General features: G+C 57.3%; 21 protein-coding genes. 17 read left to right on the forward strand and 4 right to left on the reverse strand.

Annotated elements, in window-relative coordinates; all coding sequences use genetic code 11:
* Positions 1–195 precede the first annotated feature (195 nt).
* The 4 genes from N438_RS21280 to sixA all read left to right on the forward strand — a co-directional run bounded on the left by N438_RS21280 (position 196) and on the right by sixA (position 4,787).
* A complete protein-coding gene (locus N438_RS21280) occupies positions 196–480 on the forward strand; it encodes a YfcZ/YiiS family protein (protein WP_012540960.1) in 285 nt (94 codons plus the stop codon).
* Positions 481–637: 157 nt separating this feature from the next.
* Positions 638–1,948, forward strand: a complete 1,311-nt coding sequence (gene fadI / locus N438_RS21285) for an acetyl-CoA C-acyltransferase FadI (protein ID WP_016161604.1) — start codon at positions 638–640, stop codon at positions 1,946–1,948.
* Entirely contained in the window at positions 1,948–4,092 is a 2,145-nt protein-coding gene (fadJ, locus tag N438_RS21290; RefSeq protein ID WP_116696495.1) for a fatty acid oxidation complex subunit alpha FadJ, read from the forward strand. Before fadI ends, fadJ begins: the two co-directional genes overlap by 1 nt.
* A gap of 209 nt (positions 4,093–4,301) precedes the next feature.
* A complete protein-coding gene (gene sixA, locus N438_RS21295) occupies positions 4,302–4,787 on the forward strand; it encodes a phosphohistidine phosphatase SixA (protein ID WP_008803906.1) in 486 nt (161 codons plus the stop codon).
* A gap of 18 nt (positions 4,788–4,805) precedes the next feature.
* Here the strand turns inward: sixA and smrB are convergent, their stop codons facing one another.
* A complete protein-coding gene (gene smrB, locus N438_RS21300) occupies positions 4,806–5,357 on the reverse strand; it encodes an endonuclease SmrB (protein WP_023323062.1) in 552 nt (183 codons plus the stop codon).
* 167 nt (positions 5,358–5,524) lie between these two features.
* Between smrB and prmB the strand changes: the two genes are divergently transcribed.
* From prmB to N438_RS21330, 6 genes are read left to right on the forward strand one after another with little or no spacing between them, the layout of a single operon-like run.
* Positions 5,525–6,457 carry a 50S ribosomal protein L3 N(5)-glutamine methyltransferase gene (gene prmB, locus N438_RS21305; RefSeq protein ID WP_002913346.1) on the forward strand — a complete coding sequence of 311 codons (933 nt, stop codon included), beginning with the start codon at positions 5,525–5,527 and terminating at the stop codon, positions 6,455–6,457.
* Between the two features lie 42 nt (positions 6,458–6,499).
* A complete protein-coding gene (gene aroC, locus N438_RS21310) occupies positions 6,500–7,585 on the forward strand; it encodes a chorismate synthase (protein ID WP_110193248.1) in 1,086 nt (361 codons plus the stop codon).
* A gap of 2 nt (positions 7,586–7,587) precedes the next feature.
* The gene (gene mepA, locus N438_RS21315) at positions 7,588–8,412 is read left to right on the forward strand and encodes a penicillin-insensitive murein endopeptidase (RefSeq protein ID WP_008803910.1); all 825 of its coding nucleotides are present in this window, start codon (positions 7,588–7,590) and stop codon (positions 8,410–8,412) included.
* Entirely contained in the window at positions 8,412–9,221 is an 810-nt protein-coding gene (locus N438_RS21320; RefSeq protein ID WP_008803911.1) for a sulfite exporter TauE/SafE family protein, read from the forward strand. Before mepA ends, N438_RS21320 begins: the two co-directional genes overlap by 1 nt.
* Positions 9,221–9,769 carry an elongation factor P hydroxylase gene (locus N438_RS21325; RefSeq protein WP_012540963.1) on the forward strand — a complete coding sequence of 183 codons (549 nt, stop codon included), beginning with the start codon at positions 9,221–9,223 and terminating at the stop codon, positions 9,767–9,769. Before N438_RS21320 ends, N438_RS21325 begins: the two co-directional genes overlap by 1 nt.
* Positions 9,770–9,800: 31 nt before the next feature.
* Positions 9,801–10,082 carry a YfcL family protein gene (locus tag N438_RS21330; RefSeq protein WP_008803913.1) on the forward strand — a complete coding sequence of 94 codons (282 nt, stop codon included), beginning with the start codon at positions 9,801–9,803 and terminating at the stop codon, positions 10,080–10,082.
* 61 nt (positions 10,083–10,143) lie between these two features.
* Here the strand turns inward: N438_RS21330 and mnmC are convergent, their stop codons facing one another.
* On the reverse strand, positions 10,144–12,132 hold the full coding sequence (gene mnmC / locus N438_RS21335) for a bifunctional tRNA (5-methylaminomethyl-2-thiouridine)(34)-methyltransferase MnmD/FAD-dependent 5-carboxymethylaminomethyl-2-thiouridine(34) oxidoreductase MnmC (protein WP_116696525.1): 1,989 nt from the start codon (positions 12,130–12,132) through the stop codon (positions 10,144–10,146).
* A 158-nt stretch (positions 12,133–12,290) separates the two neighbouring features.
* On the opposite strand from mnmC, the gene fabB reads away from it, so the two are divergent.
* Entirely contained in the window at positions 12,291–13,511 is a 1,221-nt protein-coding gene (fabB, locus tag N438_RS21340; protein ID WP_008803915.1) for a beta-ketoacyl-ACP synthase I, read from the forward strand.
* Positions 13,512–13,720: 209 nt separating this feature from the next.
* Positions 13,721–14,902, forward strand: a complete 1,182-nt coding sequence (locus tag N438_RS21345; RefSeq protein WP_012540965.1) for an MFS transporter — start codon at positions 13,721–13,723, stop codon at positions 14,900–14,902.
* A 1-nt stretch (position 14,903) separates the two neighbouring features.
* On the opposite strand, the gene N438_RS21350 is transcribed toward N438_RS21345, so the two are convergent.
* The gene (locus N438_RS21350) at positions 14,904–15,641 is read right to left on the reverse strand and encodes a GntR family transcriptional regulator (RefSeq protein WP_012540966.1); all 738 of its coding nucleotides are present in this window, start codon (positions 15,639–15,641) and stop codon (positions 14,904–14,906) included.
* 195 nt (positions 15,642–15,836) lie between these two features.
* Between N438_RS21350 and N438_RS21355 the strand changes: the two genes are divergently transcribed.
* The 4 genes from N438_RS21355 (at position 15,837) to N438_RS21370 (ending at position 19,638) form a co-directional block, all read left to right on the forward strand.
* The gene (locus N438_RS21355; protein WP_008803918.1) at positions 15,837–16,151 is read left to right on the forward strand and encodes a PTS sugar transporter subunit IIB; all 315 of its coding nucleotides are present in this window, start codon (positions 15,837–15,839) and stop codon (positions 16,149–16,151) included.
* Positions 16,152–16,259: 108 nt separating this feature from the next.
* Positions 16,260–17,606: a PTS sugar transporter subunit IIC gene (locus tag N438_RS21360; RefSeq protein WP_016161599.1), complete on the forward strand. Its 1,347-nt coding sequence runs from the start codon at positions 16,260–16,262 to the stop codon at positions 17,604–17,606.
* Positions 17,593–17,904 carry a PTS lactose/cellobiose transporter subunit IIA gene (locus tag N438_RS21365; RefSeq protein ID WP_016161598.1) on the forward strand — a complete coding sequence of 104 codons (312 nt, stop codon included), beginning with the start codon at positions 17,593–17,595 and terminating at the stop codon, positions 17,902–17,904. Before N438_RS21360 ends, N438_RS21365 begins: the two co-directional genes overlap by 14 nt.
* Before the next feature lie 60 nt (positions 17,905–17,964).
* Positions 17,965–19,638 carry a carbohydrate porin gene (locus tag N438_RS21370; RefSeq protein ID WP_023323056.1) on the forward strand — a complete coding sequence of 558 codons (1,674 nt, stop codon included), beginning with the start codon at positions 17,965–17,967 and terminating at the stop codon, positions 19,636–19,638.
* A gap of 58 nt (positions 19,639–19,696) precedes the next feature.
* Here the strand turns inward: N438_RS21370 and flk are convergent, their stop codons facing one another.
* Positions 19,697–20,677, reverse strand: a complete 981-nt coding sequence (gene flk / locus N438_RS21375) for a flagella biosynthesis regulator Flk (RefSeq protein ID WP_048268659.1) — start codon at positions 20,675–20,677, stop codon at positions 19,697–19,699.
* 110 nt (positions 20,678–20,787) lie between these two features.
* Between flk and pdxB the strand changes: the two genes are divergently transcribed.
* A complete protein-coding gene (gene pdxB, locus N438_RS21380) occupies positions 20,788–21,924 on the forward strand; it encodes a 4-phosphoerythronate dehydrogenase PdxB (RefSeq protein WP_022066026.1) in 1,137 nt (378 codons plus the stop codon).
* The last annotated feature ends 44 nt before the right edge of the window (positions 21,925–21,968 follow it).

Here is a 21,968-nt window from a genome sequence, read left to right on the forward strand (position 1 = left end):
CGATCCAGCTGGCAAAATTGTCGGGGGGAGTAAGAGGCAGAAAAGCTGATTTTTGTTTTAGATCATTTTTAAGTGTGATTTCTGTCACTTAACGCGGTGATGGCGATTCTCGGCTGGAGGCTCACCGGGGGCAGGGCGTAAAATAGGCACATTATTTGTCTGGCACCGAAGGTGCCTATACAGAGGAAATCTACGATGAGTAAATGTAGCGCTGATGAAACCCCGGTATGCTGCTGTATGGATGTTGGCACCATTGTGGACAACACCGACTGCACCGCCTCATACAGCCGCGTGTTCGCCAACCGCGCGGAAGCGGAGCAAATGCTCGCTGCGCTGAGCGAGAAAGCGCGTAATGTGCAATCTGAACCGTGCAAAATCAACCCGGCCTTCACCGATGTTGACGGCGGCGTACAGCTGGATATCGATTTTATTTTTAGCTGCGAAGCCGAATCGCTGATCTTCCAGTTAGGATTACGTTAATGCCTCCGTTTAACGCCCCGTAGAAGGGGCGTTACCTTTCTGTTCAATGTGTTTTGGCTCGCAATTTTTCGCTTCCCCGATTGGCTTAATGTAAAAAATTAGTTAAGACTGTTATCAGGTCAGACCACTTGGTTGTTTTGCTTAACAGGGGAGCGTTATGAGTCAGGCATTACCGCTTATCACCCGTCAGGGCGATCGCATTGCCATTGTCAGGGGTTTACGCACGCCATTTGCGCGCCAGGCGACGGTTTTTCATGGCGTTCCGGCCGTTGATTTAGGGAAAATGGTGGTTGGCGAAATGCTTGCCCGGAGTGACATTCCCGCGGACGTCATTGAGCAACTGGTTTTTGGCCAGGTGGTGCAGATGCCGGAAGCGCCGAATATCGCCCGGGAAATCGTGCTCGGCACTGGAATGAGCGTGCACACCGATGCCTATAGCGTCAGTCGCGCCTGCGCCACCAGCTTCCAGGCCGTGGCGAATGTTGCTGAAAGCCTGATGGCCGGCAGCATCCGCGCCGGTATCGCCGGCGGCGCCGACTCCTCTTCTGTACTGCCCATTGGGGTCAGTAAAACACTGGCCCGCACGCTGGTGGATGCCAATAAAGCCCGCACGCTGAGCCAAAAGCTGAAGCTGTTTTCCCGTCTGCGGCCACGCGACCTGCTGCCGGTCCCCCCGGCGGTGGCGGAATATTCGACCGGTTTGCGGATGGGCGATACCGCGGAACAGATGGCGAAAAGCTGGGGCATCACCCGGGAACAACAGGATGCGCTGGCGCATCGTTCGCACCAGCTGGCGGCCAAAGCCTGGGAAGAGGGAAAGTTGTCAGCTGAGGTGATGACGGCCTACGCGCCCCCTTTCCGCGAGCCGCTGGAGCAGGACAACAATATTCGTAAAAATTCAACCCTCGCAGATTACCAAAAGTTACGCCCTGCCTTTGACCGCAAACATGGCACCGTCACCGCAGCCAACAGCACGCCGCTGACGGACGGCGCGGCGGCGGTGATCCTGATGACCGAGTCGAGGGCCAAAGAGCTGGGGCTGACGCCATTGGGTTATCTGCGCAGCTATGCCTTTACCGCCATCGACGTCTGGCAGGATATGCTGCTGGGTCCCGCATGGTCCACGCCGCTGGCGCTGGAGCGGGCAGGTCTGACGCTGGCGGATCTGACGCTTATTGATATGCACGAAGCTTTTGCTGCGCAGACGCTGGCCAATCTCCAGTGTCTGGCAAGCGAGCGCTTTGCTCGTGAAGTGCTGGGACGCTCGCAGGCCACCGGTGAGGTGGATGAGAGCAAGTTTAACGTCCTCGGCGGATCTATTGCTTACGGTCATCCTTTTGCTGCCACCGGCGCGCGGATGATCACCCAGACGCTGCATGAGTTGCGGCGACGGGGCGGGGGATTTGGTCTGGTGACGGCCTGCGCGGCAGGTGGTCTGGGTGCGGCGATGATCGTGGAGGCTGAATAATGGATGCTATTTCCGCTTTTAAGCTTGAGGTCCGTGCGGACAAGATCGCGGTGATCACCATCGATGCCCCGGGTGAGAAAATGAATACCCTGAAAGCTGAGTTCGGCAATCAGGTGCGGGGGCTGATACGACAGGTTCGTGATGATAAGTCGGTGCGCGGCGTGGTGTTTATCTCCGCCAAAACGGATAACTTTATCGCCGGCGCAGACATTAACATGATTGCCCGCTGCCGCAGCGCGCAGGAAGCGGAAGCGCTGGCGCGCCAGGGGCAGCAGATTATGGCTGAGATCCATGGCTTGTCGATCCCGGTGATTGCCGCCATCCACGGCGCCTGCCTCGGCGGCGGTCTGGAACTGGCGCTGGCCTGTCATGGCCGGATCTGTAGCGATGACGAAAAAACCCGACTCGGTTTGCCGGAAGTGCAGCTTGGCCTGCTGCCGGGCTCCGGGGGAACGCAGCGTTTACCGCGGCTGATTGGCGTCAGTACAGCGCTGGATATGATGCTTACCGGCAGGCAGCTGCGTGCGCGCCAGGCGCTGAAGGCCGGTCTGGTAGACGAGGTGGTTCCGCAGGCGATTTTATTGCAGGCGGCGGTGGAGCTGGCGCTGAAGGGGCGCCCGGCCAGTCGGGATATGCCCGTACGCGAACGCGTGCTGGCGGGGCCTTTGGGCCGCCATCTGTTATTCCATTTCGTCGGCAAACAAACGCAGCGCAAGACCCAGGGGAACTATCCGGCGGTGAAGCGAATTCTGCAGGTTGTCGAGAATGGCCTGGCCCACGGTTGCAGCAGCGGTTACGCCGAAGAAGCTCGCGCGTTTGGCGAACTGGCGATGACCCCGCAGTCGCAAGCGCTGCGTTCGATCTTCTTTGCCAGTACCGATCTGAAAAAAGACCGTGGCGCTGAAGCCGAGCCCGGACCGCTGACGAGCATTGCGGTGCTGGGCGGCGGCCTGATGGGCGGGGGGATCGCCTATGTGACCGCCTGTAAGGGCGGGCTGCCGGTGCGCATTAAAGATATCCAGCCGCGCGGGATTAACCATGCCTTAAAGTACAGCTGGGATCTACTGAATAAACAGGTCCGCCAGCGTCGTCTGCGCCCCAGCGAGCGCGATCGCCAGATGATGCTGATCTCCGGCGCCACCGACTATCAGGGCTTTGCTCATCGCGACGTGGTGATCGAGGCGGTATTTGAGGACCTGGCCCTGAAGCAGCGGATGGTCAACGAAGTGGAGCAATACTGTGGGCCGCAGACCATCTTTGCGTCGAACACCTCATCGTTACCGATAGGCGATATTGCCGCCCAGGCCCGTCGCCCCGGGCGGGTGATCGGCCTGCATTTCTTCAGTCCGGTGGAAAAAATGCCGCTGGTTGAAGTGATCCCGCATAAGGGAACCGATCCGCAGGCTATCGCCACCGTGGTGCAACTGGCTAAACGTCAGGGGAAAACGCCGATTGTGGTAGCGGATAAAGCGGGCTTCTATGTGAACCGCATCCTCGCGCCCTATATCAATGAAGCGATGCGCCTGCTGGTGGAGGGCGAACCGGTTGAAGAGATTGATAAAGCCCTGGTTAAATTCGGTTTCCCGGTAGGGCCAATCCAGCTACTGGATGAGGTTGGCATCGATACCGGCACCAAAATTATCCCCGTGCTGGAGAGCGCGTTTGGAGAACGTTTTAGCCCACCTGCAAACATCATTGACGCGATTTTGAAGGACGATCGCAAAGGTAGAAAAAATAATCGTGGTTTCTATCTTTATGAGACAAAAGGGCGTAAAAGCAAAAAACGGCCCGACCCGGCAGTTTATCCGCTGCTCGGCATCGACCGCCCCCAGTCGCGGCTCTCCGCGCAGCAGGTGGCGGAACGCTGTGTGATGATGATGCTTAACGAGGCGGCGCGCTGCTTTGATGAGCAGATTATCCGTAGCGCGCGCGATGGCGATATCGGCGCCGTCTTTGGTATAGGCTTTCCGCCATTTCTTGGCGGCCCGTTCCGGTATATGGATACTATCGGCGCGGGTGAAGTTGCCGCGATCCTGCAGCGCCTGGCCGCCCAGTACGGCCCACGTTTTACACCCTGTGACACTTTATTACGCATGGCCGAACAGGGGACAACCTTTTGGCCAGCGGATGAACGGCTGACCTAAGTTGTGGTCAAAGAAGATAAATCCGGCTGCGGATGACGCTGTTGATTGGCTGTTTTGTAAACAATGATTGACTATACTTACGCCATTGAGGTAAAAAACAGCGTTTCATTCGTTGAATGGATCAGGCACAATGCCCGGCCACCGGGTCACCTGCGTATTGTCTTCGCAGGCCAAACTACGGTGCTTCTGGTTAACAAAAGCGGTGCAATATGCAAGTTTTTATTATGCGTCACGGCGACGCTGCCCTCGATGCAGCCAGCGACTCAGTTCGTCCATTAACCGTATGCGGTTGTGATGAGTCTCGTCAGATGGCAACCTGGCTGAAAGGTCAAAAAGTGGATATTGAGCGCGTTCTTGTCAGTCCCTATCTGCGTGCAGAACAGACGCTGGATATTGTTGGGGAGTGCATGAACCTGCCGAAACATGTCGACGTGATGCCGGAACTCACGCCGTGCGGCGACGTAGGCCTGGTTAGCGCCTATCTGCAGGCGCTGGCGAATGAAGGCGTGGCGACGGCGCTGGTCGTCTCCCACCTGCCGCTGGTGGGGTACCTGGTCTCAGAGCTGTGTCCGGGGGAAACGCCTCCGATGTTCACCACCTCGGCTATCGCCTGCGTGACGCTGGACGCCGACGGCAAGGGTGAATACCTCTGGCAGAAAAGCCCCTGCAATCTCAAGATGGCCAACGCCATCTGACGGCCCCGGAGCCCGCCGTTAAGGCAGCTCCGGCGGTTGCCACTCCTCTACCTCAATCAGTATCAGCAGTGCGGCGTCACCGCCGTACTCTTTTGGTGCCTGGTGAAACGCCATAATATGCGGGTGTTGCGCCAGCCACAGCGGGGTTTGCTGTTTGAGAATATGTTTGCCGTGCCCGTGCATCACACAGGCGCAAAACACATGTTCGCGGCGGCAGGCGGCAATCAGCGCGCCCAGTTCCTGTTTGGCCTGCTGCTGGGTGAGCCCATGCAGATCGAGAAACAGTTCCGGCGAATAATCCCCACGGCGCAGCTTTTTCAGCTCAAAATGGCTGACGTCGGCGCGGACATATTTCGTCGAGCCTTCAGTATTCAGTAGCGGCTGAAACTCATCAGAGAAATAGTGGCTGTTATCGGCCTGTTCCTGCAGCAAACGCTTCGGAGCAACCTCAGTGACTTTCTTGCGCTGCGGACGGTGAACGATGGTGTCCTGCTTGATCTTCCGCGTGCCGGTCATTAACTGACGGAACAGCGCCTGATCCTCCTCGCTTAGCGATGTCTTCTTTTTCATTGTCCACTCTCATTAATACTTTGCGCTAGTTTACCCGACTCAATATCCCTTCGGGCAAGGAAAACCTGTTTTTTCCCCGGTCACCCCACGCAAGAATGCTGATTTATCGCCGTCTTCATGGCACACTAGCCGCCGAATTTATAGCAGAGTGTGCCCTGGAGGTTGTCGTGGATAAAATTTTTGTTGATGAGGCAGTCAATGAGCTGCATACCATTCAGGACATGCTGCGCTGGGCGGTAAGCCGTTTCAGTGCTGCTAATATCTGGTACGGTCACGGGACTGATAACCCGTGGGACGAGGCAGTACAGCTGGTGCTGCCGTCGCTCTACCTACCGCTGGATATCCCGGAAGATATGCGGACTGCGCGTCTGACCTCCAGCGAGAAACACCGCATCGTTGAGCGGGTGATCCGCCGCGTGAACGAGCGCATTCCCGTCGCCTATCTGACCAACAAAGCGTGGTTCTGCGGGCATGAGTTTTACGTCGATGAGCGGGTGCTGGTCCCGCGCTCCCCGATTGGCGAACTGATCAACAATCAGTTTGCCGGGCTGATTAACCATAAGCCGCAGCATATCCTTGATATGTGCACCGGCAGCGGCTGCATCGCCATCGCCTGCGCCTATGCTTTCCCGGAAGCCGAAGTCGACGCCGTGGATATTTCCCCGGACGCGCTGGCCGTCGCCGAGCACAACGTGGAGTCCCATGGCTTGATCCATCACGTGACGCCGATCCGCTCCGACCTGTTCCGCGATCTGCCGAAGCTGCAGTACGATCTGATCGTCACCAATCCGCCGTATGTCGATGAAGAGGACATGGCCGATCTGCCGGAAGAGTATGAGCATGAGCCGGTGCTGGGTCTGGCCTCCGGTAGCGACGGCCTGAAGCTGACGCGCCGCATCCTCGGTAACGCGCCGGATTATCTCAGCGATGACGGGATTCTGATTTGTGAAGTCGGTAACAGCATGGTACATCTGATGGAGCAATATCCGGACGTGCCGTTTACCTGGCTTGAGTTTGATAACGGCGGCGACGGTGTCTTCATGCTGACCAAACAGCAGCTGATTGACGCCCGCGCGCACTTCGGTATTTATAAAGACTAAAAAAAACAACACGCCAACATAACGAAAAAGATTGGAGCCGTGATGGCAGGAAATACAATTGGACAACTCTTTCGCGTCACTACCTTCGGCGAATCGCACGGCCTGGCGCTGGGCTGCATCGTCGACGGCGTGCCGCCGGGCATCCCGCTGACCGAAGCCGACCTGCAGCACGACCTCGATCGTCGTCGCCCGGGCACCTCGCGTTACACCACGCAGCGTCGCGAGCCGGATCAGGTCAAAATTCTTTCCGGCGTCTTCGAAGGCGTTACTACCGGGACCAGTATCGGTCTGCTGATTGAGAACACCGATCAGCGTTCGCAGGATTACGGCGCAATCAAAGATCTGTTCCGTCCGGGCCACGCCGATTACACCTACGAGCAAAAGTATGGTCTGCGCGACTATCGCGGCGGCGGTCGTTCTTCTGCGCGCGAAACCGCGATGCGCGTAGCGGCCGGGGCGATTGCCAAAAAATACCTTGCCGCGAAGTTCGGCATCGTCATTCGCGGCTGCCTGACGCAGATGGGCGATATTCCGCTGGCCATCAAAGACTGGAATCAGGTCGAGCAGAACCCGTTCTTCTGCCCGGACCCGGATAAAATCGACGCTCTGGATGAACTGATGCGCGGCCTGAAAAAAGAGGGTGACTCCATTGGCGCGAAAGTGACGGTGGTGGCTGACGGCGTACCGCCGGGCCTCGGCGAGCCGGTCTTCGATCGCCTGGATGCCGATATCGCCCACGCGCTGATGAGCATCAACGCCGTGAAAGGGGTGGAAATTGGCGACGGCTTTGAAGTGGTGAAGCTGCGCGGCAGCGAAAACCGCGATGAAATCACCAAAGACGGATTCCAGAGCAACCACGCCGGCGGCATTCTTGGCGGCATCAGCAGCGGCCAGCAGATCTTTGCCAACATCGCGCTGAAGCCTACCTCCAGTATTACCGTTCCCGGTCATACGATTAACCGCTTTGGCGAAGAAGTGGAGATGATCACCAAAGGGCGTCACGATCCGTGCGTCGGCATTCGCGCCGTACCGATCGCTGAGGCGATGCTGGCGATCGTCCTGATGGATCACTTTATGCGTCAGCGCGCGCAGAATGGCGATGTGACGACGACAATTCCACGCTGGTAACCATGAAAAACACCGTTATCGCACTGCTCGCGCTGCTGGCCAGCGCCGGTAGCCTGGCCGCGACGCCGTGGCAGAAAATATCCCAGCCGATCGGCGGCAGCGCCCAGTCAATCGGCGCATTTTCCAATGGCTGTATCGTGGGCGCCGAGGCGCTCCCTCTGAGCGCCACCGGCTATCAGGTGATGCGTACCGATCAGCGTCGCTACTTCGGTCATCCGGATCTGGTTCAGTTTATTCAGCGCCTGAGTAATCAGGTGCACAATAAAGGAATGGGAACCGTGCTGATTGGCGACATGGGGATGCCGGCGGGCGGGCGCTTTAACGGCGGTCACGCCAGTCACCAGACGGGCCTGGATGTCGATATTTTCCTCCAGCTGCCGCAAACGCGCTGGACATCGTCTCAGCTGTTGAAGCCGCAGGCGCTGGATCTGGTCGCCAGCGACGGCAAGCACGTGGTGCCGTCGCTGTGGAGCCCGCAAATCAGCCAGCTGATCAAGCTGGCGGCGGAAGATAGCGAGGTCACCCGTATTTTCGTCAACCCGGCGATTAAACAGCAACTGTGCCTGGACGCGGGCAGCGACCGCCAGTGGCTGCGTAAAGTCCGTCCCTGGTTCCAGCATCGCGCTCATATGCACGTCCGACTGCGTTGCCCGGCGGGAAGTCTGGAGTGCGAGGATCAGGCGCCACCGCCGCCCGGCGATGGCTGCGGAGCGGAGCTGCAGAGCTGGTTCGAACCACCTAAACCCGGGTCTACCCCACCTGTGAAGAAGACGCCGCCGCCGTTGCCGCCTTCCTGTCAGGCGCTACTGGATGAGCATGTGCTGTAATGGATAGTTTTATCGAGTTGTTTGCCGTATCGCCGTTGGTGCTGGTGGTACTCTTCTTTGTCGCCATCCTGGCCGGTTTTATTGACTCACTGGCCGGAGGCGGGGGCTTATTGACTGTCCCTGCACTGATGGCGGCCGGCATGCCGCCAGCGCAGGCGCTGGCGACCAATAAGCTGCAGGCCTGCGGCGGGTCGCTATCGGCGACCCTCTATTTTGTCCGCCGTAAGGTGGTCAGCCTCGCCGATCAGAAGCTGAATATTCTGATGACCTTTATCGGCTCAACCGCTGGTGCGCTGCTGGTCCAGCACGTCCAGTCCGATATTCTTAAGCAGATCCTGCCGTTGCTGGTGATCGGCATCGGTCTCTATTTTCTGCTGATGCCGAAACTGGGTGAAGCGGACCGGCAGCGTCGGCTGTACGGTCTGCCGTTTGCGCTGGTTGCTGGCGGCAGCGTAGGATTCTACGACGGCTTTTTTGGCCCCGGCGCCGGTTCGTTTTATGCACTGGCTTTTGTCACCCTGGCCGGATTTAACCTGGCGAAGTCGACGGCCCATGCCAAGCTGCTGAACGCGACCTCAAACGTCGGCGGTCTGCTGCTGTTTATCATCGGCGGGAAGGTCATCTGGGCCACCGGCTTTGTGATGATGGCCGGCCAGTTTATTGGCGCTCGCGCCGGCTCCCGGCTGGTGCTGAGTAAAGGGCAGTCGCTGATCCGGCCGATGATCGTTATCGTCTCGGCGGTGATGAGCGCGAAGCTTCTCTATGACAGCCACGGGGCTGAGATTTTGCAGTGGTTGGGAATTCATTAATGCAACAGCAACACCATTATCAGCAGCTGATTGACCTTTTCGACAGCTGCTTTGCCGAAGAATTTAATACTCGCCTGGTAAAAGGCGACGATGAGCCGATCTACCTTCCGGCCGATGACGACACGCCCTATCACCGTATCGTGTTTGCGCACGGGTTTTTTGCCAGCGCCCTGCACGAGATTTCTCACTGGTGTGTCGCCGGCAAAGCGCGCCGCGAACGAGTCGATTTTGGCTACTGGTACTGCCCGGATGGCCGCGATGCGATGACTCAAAGCCAGTTTGAGGACGTCGAGGTGAAACCGCAGGCCTATGAGTGGCTGTTCTGCGTGGCGGCGGGATTTCCGTTTAACGTCAGCTGTGACAATCTGGAAGGAGACGTTGAGCCCGATCGCATCGCCTTCCAGCGCCGGGTCCATGCTCGGGTGATGACTTTGCTTGAACAAGGGATCCCCGAACGTCCGGCGCGTTTTATTCGCGCATTGCAACATTATTATCAAACGCCGACATTGACGGCGGAACACTTTCCGTGGCCGGAAGACCTGCACTAAGGCCACACATTACATGACAAGAGGTAAGATGATGATCGCGGAGTTTGAATCACGCATTCTGGCGCTGATTGACAACATGGTAGACCACGCCAGTGATGATGAACTGTTTGCCGGCGGTTATCTGCGCGGCCACCTGACGCTGGCGGTGGCTGAGCTGGAAGGTGAGGGCGAGCATTCTGCTGAAGCGGTAAACAGTAAGGTCAGCCAGAGCCTGGAGAAGGCCATCAGCGCTGGTGAACTGTCGCCGCCGGACCAAATTCTGGTGCAGGGGATGTGGCATAACCTGTATCAACAGGCGAAAAATCAGGCCTGAGCCATATTGTAGCCCGGGTCAGGCGTCAGCCGTACCCGGGAAATTGCCTGCCCTCGTGGTTTTATTTCACCGCTTTTCCCTTCAGCAGTTTTCTCACCCACAGCCGATTCGGATTCAGCGCCGCCAGAGTATCGCTATCCAGCGGCAGCGGTTCACCGCTCATCTGCGCCGCCAGCAGCTCAGCGCTTAACGGCGCGGTGCAGAGTCCCCGCGATCCGAGTGCCCCAAGCATAAACAGGTTGTGACAGACCGGCGCGCGACCGGCGTGATCCTGCTGTTCGTGGAGGCTGGCGTATTGCGTCAATGTTGCCTCATAGTCTGGCACGTTGCCGACCATTGGCAGGTGATCGCGGGTGGCGCAGCGCACGCCGCAGCGGGCGGCATTGGCGCTGATATCCACGTCCAGCGTCCACTCCGCGTTCGGGAAACAGTCGATCAACCGTTGCCGGTTGTGCTGCTGATCTTCCTCGCTGAAGGTGGAATCGGTCTTCCCGCGATGGTAGCTGGCGCCAATACAGTGCTGCTGATTTTGCGGATTATGCGGCGTCAGGTAGCCATCGTAGCACAGCACCTGGCGCAGGGCGGAAAGCCGCGGAGTGGTAGGTATATGACTGACCTGGCCGCCAACAGGGTAGACCGGCAGCTGCGCGGTTTGCGCAAAATCCGCGATGCTGTGGCCGTTCGCCAGCACCACCGCCTGATGATTGCGCTGCTGATTGAGCAGCCAGCCATCGCCCTCCGCGCTGAGCGTTTCAACGTGATAACCATAGTGCACGTGCAGTCCGCGAGTTGCCGCCAGCGCCAGCAATTCGGCGGTGAGCTGCTGCGGGCACAGCCAGCCGCCGGCCGGATAAGTGATGCCGCCGCAGCCGGTATCGACGCCGGTCAACCCGACAACCTGTTCCGCCGTCACCGCGCAGGCGATGTCCGGAGGTAAATTCAGCGCCAGCATCTGGGCGATTTTGTGCGCGCTTTTTTCATCCCAGCCGAGCTGGGTGACACCGCACCATTGATGATCGAACATCACCGGCAGCGCGTCATACATTCGGCGGGCGAAGGTAAAGGCCGCCGGGAAAAAGCGCGCCAGCGCCGGATCGTGCTGGCTTAACAGCGGATACAGCGCACCCTGGCGATTGCCGGAGGCGCCCTGCGCCGGGGCGTCGTCGGCGCAGTAGAGGGTCACCTGCCAGCCGCGGCGCAGCAGCGCAAGGGAGAGCAGGGCGCTGGCGATCCCGCCGCCGATGATGGCTACCTCGCGGGCATCGCTGCTACTGCGAGCGAACCAGGGGACGCGCGCAGGAAAGCTCAGCGTTTGCGCCATCTCACCGGTCAGCATCTCCCGCTTGCGGCCGAAGCCTTTGCTTTTACGCATGGTAAAGCCGGCCTCCTGCAGGCCGCGGCGGACAAACCCTGCGGAGGTAAAGGTGGCCAGCGTCCCGCCGGGCCGCGCCAGACGTGCCATGGCATTGAACAGATCCTGGGTCCACATGTCGGGATTTTTGGCCGGGGCAAAGCCGTCAAGAAACCAGGCGTCCACCTGCTGGTTCAGCGAATCATCCAGCTCCCTGGTCAGCTCATTGATATCGCCAAACCACAAATCGAGCGTCACCCGCCCGCCGTCGAGCAGCAGACGATGGCATCCGCCGAAGGCCGACGGCCATTGCGTCTGCAGCTGGTGCGCCCACGGAGCCAGCTCTGGCCAGCGCTGGTGCGCCAGGCGGAGATCCTCAGCCTTCAGCGGATATTTTTCAAAACTGATGAAATGTAACCTTTGCAGGGTAACGTCCGGGTTATCACGAACAAAAACGTCAAACGCCTGCCACAGGGTGAGGAAATTGAGCCCGGTACCGAAGCCGCTCTCCGCGACGATCATCAGCGGGCGAGGGTGGCTGGCGAAACGCTCCGGCAGGCGATTTCCACCGAGAAAAACGTAGCGAGTCTCTTCCAGACCGTTGTCATTGGAAAAGTAAACATCGTCGAAATCTCGGGAAACAGGTGTACCCTCAGCGTTGAATTCCAGGTTGGCGGGTTGTATGGCGTTTTGTTTCACGTAAGTTACTCGAATCACAAGGCGTAGCACGATCTTAACGATGTGTGCCTGAGGGCGCAAATTTATACACAAAATGTCTGATCGGACTTGTTCGGCGTACAAGTGTACGCTATTGTGCGACACGAAACTTAAAATAGTGCGACTTACAGAGGTATTTAATGAAACGTGCAGTGATTACTGGCTTGGGCATCGTTTCCAGCATCGGTAATAACCAGCAGGAAGTCCTGGCATCTCTGCGTGAAGGACGTTCAGGGATCACTTTCTCTCAGGAGCTTAAAGATTCAGGGATGCGCAGCCACGTATGGGGCAACGTCAAACTGGATACCACTGGCCTCATTGACCGCAAAGTAGTGCGCTTTATGAGCGACGCTTCTATCTATGCTTACCTGTCCATGGAACAGGCCGTTGCCGACGCAGGTCTGGCGCCGGAAGCATACCAGAGCAACCCGCGTGTTGGCCTGATCGCAGGCTCCGGCGGCGGCTCCCCGAAATTCCAGGTCTTCGGCGCTGATGCCATGCGTAGCCCGCGTGGTCTGAAAGCCGTGGGCCCGTATGTAGTCACGAAAGCGATGGCTTCCGGCGTTTCCGCCTGCCTCGCTACGCCGTTCAAAATCCACGGCGTTAACTACTCCATCAGCTCGGCCTGCGCCACTTCCGCCCATTGTATTGGTAACGCGGTAGAGCAGATCCAGCTGGGCAAACAGGACATCGTCTTTGCCGGCGGCGGCGAAGAGCTGTGCTGGGAAATGGCCTGCGAGTTCGACGCCATGGGCGCACTGTCCACCAAATACAACGACACCCCGGAAAAAGCGTCCCGTACTTATGATGCGAACCGTGATGGCTTCGTTATCGCCGGCGGCGGCGGTATGGTCGTGGTGGAAGAACTGGAACACGCCCTGGCGCGTGGCGCGCACATCTATGCCGAAATCGTCGGTTACGGCGCAACTTCCGATGGCGCGGACATGGTCGCCCCGTCTGGTGAAGGCGCAGTGCGCTGCATGCAGATGGCGATGCACGGTGTTGATACGCCGATCGATTACCTGAACTCCCACGGTACGTCTACTCCGGTCGGCGACGTGAAAGAGCTGGGCGCCATCCGCGAAGTGTTCGGCGACAACAGCCCGGCTATCTCGGCAACCAAAGCGATGACCGGCCACTCGCTGGGCGCGGCGGGCGTACAGGAAGCCATCTACTCCCTGCTGATGCTGGAGCACGGCTTTATCGCGCCGAGCATTAACGTCGAAGAGCTGGACGAGCAGGCTGCCGGCCTGAACATCGTCACCAAACCGACTGACGCTAAGCTGACCACCGTGATGTCCAACAGCTTCGGCTTCGGCGGCACCAACGCCACGCTGGTGATGCGTAAATACAACGCCTAATCAGCATGCGAAGTGCAGAGGGGAGCCACCGGCTCCCCTTTTTCGTTATCTTGACAGGGTAAGGGCCAGCAGGCACACTGCTGGCGGATCCATTAGTCTCTCCACTAATGCGTAAGCGTTTAACGTCAACCAACGCGCCTTAACCCTGATAATCAGGTGGAGGGGGCGTGTCGCTTTGCTCGCCTTACTCTGCGAATCTGGAGTAATGCATGTCCGCAGTTACTGAAACAACATCCCATTCTTCGGCGAATTTTTCGCTTTTCCGTATTACGTTTGCCGTCTTTTTGACCTATATGACTGTTGGTTTGCCGCTGCCGGTGATCCCGCTCTTTGTCCATCAGGAGCTGGGATTTGGCAACACCGTGGTTGGCGTGGCGGTAGGGATCCAGTTCCTCGCCACCGTTCTGACCCGCGGCTACGCCGGGCGCCTGGCAGACCAGTACGGCGCTAAACGCTCCGTCCTGCAAGGGATGCTGGCCTGCGCCCTGGCGGGCGCGGCATGGCTGGCCGCTGCGCTGTTGCCGTTGCCGGTGCTCGCCAGGCTTGGCCTGCTGCTGCTGGGCCGCCTGATCCTCGGGTTTGGCGAAAGCCAGCTGCTGACCGGTAACCTGAGCTGGGGGATGGGGCTGGTGGGGCCGGCCCGCTCCGGCAAAGTGATGTCATGGAATGGCATGGCGATGTACGGTTCGCTGGCGGTGGGCGCCCCGCTGGGATTATTGATCTATAGCCATTTCGGCGTGGCGGTGCTGGCCTGCGTCACCATGGGATTACCGCTCGTTGCCTGGCTTATTAACGGTACCGTGCGCAAAGTGGCGGCTCACGGTGGCGAGCGGCCTTCATTATGGAGCGTCATCGGCATGATCTGGCGGCCAGGCATTGGCCTGGGCCTGCAGGGCGTTGGTTTTGCGGTGATCGGCACCTTCGTTTCCCTCTATTTCGCCAGCCATAGCTGGCCGATGGCCGGCTTTACCCTGACGGCGTTTGGCGGCGCCTTCGTCGTGATGCGTATTCTGTTTGGCTGGATGCCGGACCGGTTTGGCGGCGTCAGGGTGGCGATGGTTTCGCTGATGATAGAGGCGGTTGGTCTGACCCTGCTGGGGCTGGCGCCGAATGCCTGGCTGGCGCTGGCCGGTGCGGCGCTAACCGGATGCGGTTGCTCACTGATTTTCCCGTCGCTCGGCGTGGAGGTGGTGAAGCGCGTCCCGGCGCAGGTGCGCGGCACCGCGCTCGGCGGCTATGCGGCCTTTCAGGACATCTCCTATGGCCTGACCGGGCCGCTGACCGGCCTGCTGGCGACCTCGCTGGGCTACTCGTCGGTGTTCCTTGCCGGCGCCCTCTGTGCGGCGCTGGGGATCCTCGTCACCCTCGTCTCTTTTCGCCGCCAGGGTTAAGTTATTGTCCGGTCTTGCTTGCGGGCAGACCGGACGCCGTCTGTCGCGGCAGATAATACTTCACCTGGAATTCAAACATATTGGTATACAGAATGGAATAATCGATAGGCTGGTGGTGTTCATCAATCGCCTGCGTCTGCATGCGGATAATCGGATCTTTAGCGCTGATATGCAGGAGGGTTGCCAGCTCAGGCGTTGGGAGCACCGGCACTATTGATTCGTAACATCCATTTATTCTTACTCCACATTCGTTTTCTATATATGAAAACTTCGATTTCTTCATATGCGCGATGGTCAGATCGGGAAAACGGGTCGCGGAGAGCCAGGTTTCTTCTAATTGCATGGCAATATTATCGATAAAACGTAATCTCTTAGCATAATATACCGCTTCGCCATGCTGCAATTGCAGTCCACGGGCAATTTCCTCCGACGCTGGCTGTAACTCGAATTTGAGGATCTGGCTGGAGGGCGTTTTCCCCTGATTACGGGCAATTTCGGTAAAACTGTCTAGGTGTGTCACCGACGCCTGGAAATGCTTATTTCTAATCCATGTACCTGAGCCATGTCGGCGTTCGATTAAACCATCCTCTTCCAGGGTTTTCAGCGCCTTACGTAACGTATTGCGTGAAACATCATAAAGTTCTGCCAACTCTTTTTCGGCCGGCAGAAGATCGCCAATGTTGTAAAACGGGCTATTAATTTTGTTTTTAAGCAAATTGACGATATTTTTGTAAACCACTTTTGAACCTCCACAATCCCTTTGGAAACATGGGTTTGCTAACGTATGTTGTTAAATACAGGGCAAGACGTTCATTTTTTGCTTTGCTTCTGCACCACTTTGGTATGGCTAACTGTGATCAAAACCGCGGTTAAGAAAATTAACAATTATTAAAGTGCTCGTCAATTGAGGTCATAAATAAAACAGGAAGGGGTAATGCAAAATATATTATTAGTATGTGCGGCGGGAATGTCGACCAGTATGCTGGTGAAACGCATGCAGGAGCAGGCTGAAAATATTAAGGCTCAGGTTAATATCAATGCGCTGGCCATTTCTGAAGCTAAAGAAAAAATTAAGAACAATGAAGTAGATGTCGTCCTTTTGGGACCACAGGTCCGCTTTCAAAAAAAGGAAATAGAAGAGGTGGCTCAGGGAAAAATACCCGTGGCGGTGATTGATATGAAATATTATGGGCAAATGGACGGTAAAGCTGTTCTGGAAAGTGCGCTGGCATTATTGGCAAACCAATAGTTTTCTCATTTATCCCCGTTATCGTGTGGGTACTTTCGTTGCTGCCCTGGGCTGCTGCGGCTAAAAAACACGATGACGTTAATAAATTATTATGAATAAGGGTTCGTCATGAGTTTCATGGATACCTTTGAGCGCGGCATGGAAAAAATCCTCGTGCCTGTCGCGATTAAGTTAAATTCTCAGATCCACGTTTCAGCGATTCGCGATGCGTTTATTCTTTCGTTTCCCATCGTCATGGCCAGTTCGCTGATTATTCTTATCAACTTTGCTATTTTGTCGCCTGACGGATTTATCGCCAGTATTCTGCATTTAGGGGCGATATTCCCCCACCTCGCGGAGGCGCAGCAGATTTTCACCCCGGTAATGAACGGTTCGGTCAATATTATGGCGATATTGATCACCTTTCTGGTGGCGCGCAATATGGCGATCAGCTATCAGCAGGACGATCTCCTGTGCGGCCTGACGGCGATCGGCGCCTTTTTTGTGGTGTACACGCCTTATACCATCATCGATGGCCAGGCCTATCTGGCGACCAAATATCTTGGCCCGCAGGGGTTGTTTGTGGCGATTATCGTCGCGCTGATTTCCAGTGAAGTCTTTTGCCGCCTGGCGCGCAACCCAAGGGTGACCATCACGATGCCGGCTGCGGTGCCGCCGGCGGTGGCGCGTTCCTTTAAGGTGTTGTTGCCGATTTTCTTCGTGATGATCTTCTTTTCGATCCTCAACTATCTGTTGACGCGTATTTCGCCTAACGGTCTTAACGATCTGATCTATACCCTTATTCAGGCCCCGCTGAAGGATATGGGGACCAACATCGTGACGGTTCTGGTGCTGGGGCTGGTGGCGAATTTCCTGTGGGTGCTGGGGATCCATGGGCCGAACACCGTGGCCGCCATCCGCGAGACCATCTTCTCGGAAGCCAACCTCGAAAATCTCTCCTATGCCGCCTCGCATGGCAGCACCTGGGGAGCGCCGTACCCCATCACATGGACTGGCATCAACGATGCGTTTGCCAACTGCGGCGGGTCGGGTATGACGCTGGGCCTGTTACTGGCCATCTTTATTGCCTCCCGGCGCAAAGACTACCGTGACCTGGCAAAAATGGCCTTCGTGCCGGGCCTGTTTAACATCAATGAACCGGTGATGTTTGGCCTGCCGATTGTGCTTAACCCTATCCTGGTGATCCCGTTTATTCTGGTGCCATTTGTGAATTCACTGATCGGTTATTTCTTTATTAGCATGGAGTTTATTCCGCCGATTGCTTACGCCGTACCCTGGACCACGCCCGGGCCGCTTATCGCCTTCTTTGGCACTGGCGGCAACTGGCTGGCGCTGTTTGTCGGCATTTTGTGTCTCGCGGTTTCAACATTGATTTACTTACCGTTTGTGATTGCCGCCAACAAGGTCAATACCGCGGCGGCGACGGATCAGGAGGATGGCGATGTTTGCAGATGAAAGTACGGTCATGGAGTTGCTGATTTATGCCGGTCAGGCGCGCTCAGACGCCATGGAGGCGATTGCCGCCTCCCGGCAGCGGGAATGGGAGCGGGCAGCGGATTTGATGGCCAGCTCGGAAGCGGCCTGTCGGGCAGCGCATCAGATCCAAACGGCGTTGATAGGTGAGGACGAAGGCTGCGGAAAAATCACCGTTAACCTTATTCTGGTGCACGCCCAGGATCACTTAATGACCGCGATGCTGTGCCAGGATTTAGCCAAAGAAATTATTGCCCTGCGCCAGGAGCGCTCTGCCTGATTTACCCGCCTTCAGCCGTTCTGGCTGAAGGCCAATTATAACAATATGTAAAGGTACCCTATGTATTCAAGTCAATTGAAGGTGAGCTTATTGTCTTTATCGGTACTGCTGGCTATTTCGACAAGTGATGTGATGGCGGCTAAATTAACCATCGAACAGCGTCTGGAATTACTGGAGTCTGAACTTTCGGCGAATAAAAAAGAGCTACAAAAAACGCAATCACAATTATCGACCTATAAAGGTAAGGTGGCCGAATTACAAAAAAGTATTAAGGAGAATGAAAAACGTCATGTCACGACGGGTTATCCAACAGCAACGTCGCCGGTGGCGGAAAATATAGCCAATGAAAATAATGAACTGAGTAAAAAAGCGGCCCCGGTGCAGGTGAAAGCCACTCAGCAGGTGGCGGTTATTGATACCGAAGGCCAGAAGCCGAAACTGGAAAGCGTCACCCTGAAGGACATCAGTAAATTTGTTAAAGATGATATTGGCTTTAGCTACCAGGGGTACTTCCGTTCCGGCTGGGGAACATCAAATCACGGATCGTCGCAGACCTACGCCCCCGGCTCGCTGGGTCGTTTCGGTAATGAAATGAGTGGCTGGTTCGACTTAACATTGAATCAGCGGGTCTATAACCAGGATGGCAAAACGGCGAATGCCGTTGTGACTTACGACGGTAACGTCGGCGAGCAGTATAACGACGCCTGGTTTGGTGGCAAAGATAACGACAGCATTTTGCAGTTTAGTGATATTTACCTGACCACCAAAGGTTTCCTGCCGTTCGCGCCAGAGGCGGATTTCTGGGTCGGCAAACATAAACTGCCCGAGTATGAAATTCAGATGCTGGACTGGAAGTCACTGACCACCGACGTTGCGGCCGGGGTCGGGATCCAGAACTGGGCGCTGGGGGTTGGTCAGCTGGATGCGTCCGTCAGCCGGAACGATGTCGACGTATATTCACGAGATTTCACACAAACCACTCAGATGAACACCAACTCAGTCGACCTGCGCTATCGCAATATTCCCCTGTGGCAGTCGGGGTCTCTGTCGCTAATGGGCAAATATGCGTTCGCGAATAAAAATGACGAGCAGGAGAGAAACGAGGATAACAACAGCTACTTCCGGTTCAAAGATACCTGGATGGCCACCGCCATTATTCGTCAGGAGCTGGAGCGCAAGGGCTTTAACGAATTTACGCTGCAGGTGGCGAACAACTCGTACGCCAGCAGTTTCGCCAACTTCTCCGGCGCCAGTAACTCCATGGCCAGCGGACGCTATTACTATGGTGATCATACCAACGGCGTGGCCTGGCGTCTGATCTCGCAGGGGGAAATGTATCTCGCCGATCGCATTATCATGGCCAATTCGCTGGTGTGGGCCCATGGCAATGATGTGTATAGCTATGAAAGCGGAGCGCACAGCGATTTCGACAGCCTGCGCGCGGTGATCCGCCCGGCGTGGATATGGGACACCTGGAACCAGACCGGGGTCGAGCTGGGGTGGTTTACCCAGAAAAACAACACCCGTCAGGGCGACGATCTGCAGGAGTCAGCGTATAAAACGACGCTGTACCATGCGCTGAAGGTTGGGCCGAGCCTGCTGGGGTCACGTCCTGAAATTCGCTTTTATGGTACGTATATCAATATTCTCGATAACCAGTTGTCGCAGTTTGCGTTCAACGACGACAGCAAAGATGAGTTTATGGTTGGCGTTCAGGCCGAGGTGTGGTGGTAACCGGCAAATCACTTAACGGGCGCCCGCATGAGGCGGGCGCGCTTTCCTACGGTGTGGGCTACAGCAGGAGCCAAAGCAGGAGGAGCAGGATCAGCACACCGCCTAGCGCCAGCTGCCACGGCTTAGCGGCCCACGCTCGTTTCGGCGCGGGCTCTTCCTGCGGGATGGCCAGCGTCTCCTGGGCGCGGGCTACCCGCAGCACAAACACCTTGTTCAACAGCGCCAGGATCTGCGCTGGGCTCAGCGTCGTCTGCGGGGTGACCTGCCAGCTGCGACGCGCAAAGTCGACAATCTTTTGCCATTCTGCGGCCTCCAGCGGCTGCTTGAGCGCACCCTGCAGCGAGGTGAGCGTGGGCGCGCTTTGCGCACTCAGCGTTTGCCGCGCCTGCAGCCAGTATGAAAGCGGCGTGAAGTGCGTCGCCGGGATAAGCTCTCCGGATTTGACGCCGCAAAGTTCCAGCATGGATTGCCAAATCAGTTTGCTCGGTTCGCCGGTGGCAGCCGCCAGCTTAGTCACCAGCTGATTGAGCGTGTTGTGCTCGGCCGGCAACAGCGGGCGCAGGGTCGGCGGGCGCTGCTGCGGCTGCGGGATCGATAGCTGGCCGCGCTGCAGCAGGTGCAGAATGTTCTCCAGCTGCGGCTGGCTTAACGCATGCAGCGCCGTTTGCCCATAATGTTGACGAATATAATCGCTGACCGCCTGACGGTTATTGCCCTGACCCAGCAGATCGCTGAGCTGCGCCAGCGTCTGACGATGATGATGATTGTCCTGAGCGGCGGCTAAACGCTGATTGAGACTGGCCTCCGCGGCGCTGAAATGGCAGGCCAGCAGCGGCGTGTCGCCTTTCAGTCCGAGATCATGCTTGACGCAGGCCCACACTTCCGCATTCTGCTGCGAGGTCAGCGCCACCAGGCGCGTGATCAGTCGCTCCAGGACGGTGCGTTGCTGCATGGAAAGCGAAGGTTCGCCGGTGGCGGCAGTGCCTGATGGACCTCGCCCCGGAGGGCGGTCTGGCATATCTGCAAGGGGGTGCGTCATGATTCATCCTTTCGATATCGCGGTGCTGGAACCAGGTGATGAGTATGCCTGGCGGCCAGATTATGGCACACTTCCCCGGTTAACTCTCGTTCTCAGACAGGTACTGAACTGTGAAAATCCTCGTTGATGAAAATATGCCCTATGCCCGTGAGCTTTTTAGCCGTTTAGGCGATGTGCAAGCGGTTCCGGGGCGTCCGGTCCCGGCTGAGGCCCTGACCGATGCGGATGCCTTAATGGTACGCTCGGTCACCCGGGTCAATGAAGCATTGCTCTCCGGTAAGGCCGTTAAGTTCGTCGGCACCGCTACCGCTGGCACCGATCACGTCGATCAGGCGTGGCTGCAGCAGGCAGGGATTGGTTTCTCCGCGGCGCCCGGCTGCAACGCCATTGCGGTGGTGGAGTATGTCTTTTCATCGCTACTGATGCTGGCCGAACGCGACGGTTTCGCGCTGCGCGATCGTACCGTCGGGATCGTCGGCGTCGGCAACGTCGGTGGACGACTGCAAAAACGGCTGGAAGCGCTGGGGATCAAAACGCTGCTCTGCGATCCGCCGCGCGCCGATCGCGGAGACGAAGGCGATTTCCGCTCCCTCGATGCGCTGGTTCAGGAAGCTGATGTCCTCACCTTCCATACCCCACTGTATAAAGAAGGGCCATATAAAACTCTGCATCTGGCGGATGAGTCGCTGATTAGCCGTCTGAAGCCAGGATCGATTTTGATCAACGCCTGCCGCGGACCGGTGGTGGATAACGCTGCGCTGCTGAAACGGCTGGAAGCTGGACAGCCGCTGAGCGTAGTGCTGGACGTCTGGGAGCCGGAGCCGGATCTTAACGTAGAGCTTCTTAAGCGAGTGGATATCGGTACCGCGCATATCGCCGGCTACACCCTCGAAGGGAAAGCGCGCGGGACGACGCAGGTTTTTGAAGCCTACAGCGCCTTTATCGGCCATCCGCAGCAGGTGGCGCTGGATACCCTGTTGCCAGCGCCGGAATTTGGCCGCATCACCCTGCATGGGCCGCTCGATCAGCCGACGCTGAAAAGGCTGGTCCACTTGGTGTATGATGTGCGCCGCGATGATGCGCCGCTGCGGAAGGTGGCCGGCGTCGCCGGTGAATTTGACAAGCTGCGTAAAAACTATCAGGAACGCCGCGAATGGTCTTCGCTGTACGTACAGTGCAGCGATGCGCAGGCGGCGACGCTATTGCGCCAGCTCGGTTTTAACGCTGTGCATCATCCTGTTCGTTAATGTCTTCTTAATGCCCCTGCCGGATACTCCGGCAGGGCCGCTTT

Origin of the sequence: Klebsiella sp. GL120222-02 (assembly GCF_003097195.1) — a bacterium.
In the GTDB taxonomy this organism is placed as follows: domain Bacteria; phylum Pseudomonadota; class Gammaproteobacteria; order Enterobacterales; family Enterobacteriaceae; genus Klebsiella; species Klebsiella variicola.